General features: G+C 61.7%; 2 protein-coding genes. Both read left to right on the forward strand.

The features are described from left to right. Positions 1-140: 140 nt before the first annotated feature. Positions 141-1,370: a transcription termination factor NusA gene (gene nusA, locus OBACDRAFT_RS07220; RefSeq protein ID WP_043584208.1), complete on the forward strand. Its 1,230-nt coding sequence runs from the start codon at positions 141-143 to the stop codon at positions 1,368-1,370. A 74-nt stretch (positions 1,371-1,444) separates the two neighbouring features. Beyond that, the coding region (locus OBACDRAFT_RS07225; RefSeq protein WP_043584207.1) for a translation initiation factor IF-2 N-terminal domain-containing protein at positions 1,445-1,834 on the forward strand (390 nt) is incomplete at its 3' end.

The raw sequence follows: 1,834 nt of genomic DNA on the forward strand, positions 1-1,834 counted from the left end.
TCCCCGCGCCAAACACGGACGGTCGGGGGACTTGACATAAAATTTGTCGCCCCATTACTCTGTCCGGCTTCACAACAACGTTCACTTTCACTTGGGTGGGCCTCCGGCCCGCCTTTTTTTTCTCTATTTTTTCACAACTCATGAGCAGCGAAATACTTTCAGTCCTCGAATACATGGAGAAGGAAAAGGGCATCGCGCGCGACGACATGATCGCCGCGATCGTCAATGCCATCAAAGCCGCCGCACAAAAAGGCGTCGGTGCCGGTCAGGACCTGAAAATCGAGATCAACCCCCGCAACGGCCAGCTCCACGCCTGGCAAATCCTCAAAGTTGTTGACTCAGTTGGTGATCCGAAACTCGAAATCCACATCGAAAAAGCCCAGGCCATCAAGCCCGGCGCCCTCCTCGGCGACATCATCGAAAAGGAAGTCGATCCCGCCTCCCTTGGCCGCATCGCTGCGCAGACCGCCCGCCAGGCCGTCATGCAAAAACTCCGCCAGTTCGAAAAAGACCGCATCTACGACGACTACAAGGACATGGTCGGCAACATCATCACTGGCACCGTCCGCCGCCGTGAACGCAACGACATCTTCATCGACCTGGGCAAAGCCGAGGCCGTGCTCACCGGCAAAGAACAAGTCCCCGGCGAAGAATATCAGGCCGGCGATCGCATCCGCTGCCTCCTCCTCGCCATCGACAGCACTCCCCGCGGCCCCGAACTCATCCTCAGCCGCGCCAGCCCCAAATTCGTCCGCCGCCTCTTCGAAGTCGAAGTCGCCGAGATCGCCGACGGCACCGTGAAAATCGAAGCCTTTGCCCGCGAACCCGGTTACCGCACTAAAATCGCCGTCACCAGCACCGACCCCAAAGTCGATCCCGTCGGTGCCTGCGTCGGCGCCCGCGGCGCACGCGTCAAAACCATCGTTCGCGAACTCAACGGCGAAAAAATCGACATCGTCAACTGGCACCCCGAACCCCGGCAGATGGTCATCGAAGCCCTCAAGCCCGCCGTCCCGCGCGAGATGATCCTCGACGAAAAATCGCACCGCATGCTCATCCGCGTCGCCGCCGAGGACCTTGCCCTCGCCATCGGACGCAAAGGCCAGAACGCCCGTCTCACCTCCCGCCTCATCGGCTGGCGCCTCGACATCGAGGAATACAAAGTCGAGACCATCGACCCCCGCACCGCCGCCATCCGCCTCCTCGTCCAGACCTTCGGCATCGCCCAAAACCTCGCCGAACGCCTCGTCGCCGTCGGCATCAACTCGCCCGCCGCCTTTGAAGGCGTGGACGAAGAAGACCTCACCGAATCGGGATTCACTCCCGGCGAAGCCTCTGAAATCATCCGCCGCGTCAGCAGCGCCGCCTGATCCCGCCCACGCCGCTAACCATCACCCGCCAGTCCACGTCCGCCTCCTCCAGTCCACGCCTCCCATAACGCAGAATGAGCATCCGTATTCACGAACTAGCCAAAAAAATCGGCATGGAAAACAAGGCGCTGCTCGCCTTGCTCAAGGAGCGCAATTTCGACGTAAAGAGTGTTTCCAGCACCGTTGACAACATCAACGCCGAGGCCCTCGTCGAAGAATTCGGTTCCAAGCCCGCTGACGACACCGCCGCCATCCAGGCCAGCCTCGACGGCAATGACGAATCCACGGCCGCCCCCACCGCCGACAATCCGCTCCCCCCTCAAGGCTTCGTCACCCGCCTCCCCGCTGGCGTCATGGTCAAAAGCAAGGAAGACGTCGAACGCGAGAAAGCCGAAGTAGTGGCGGCCGCCGCAGCCGCTGCCGCAGCCGCGCGCGCTCCCCAGCCGTCCGCTCCTCCTGCGCCC

The sequence above is a fragment of the Geminisphaera colitermitum TAV2 genome (genome assembly GCF_000171235.2).
GTDB classification, from domain to species: Bacteria; Verrucomicrobiota; Verrucomicrobiia; order Opitutales; family Opitutaceae; genus Geminisphaera; species Geminisphaera colitermitum.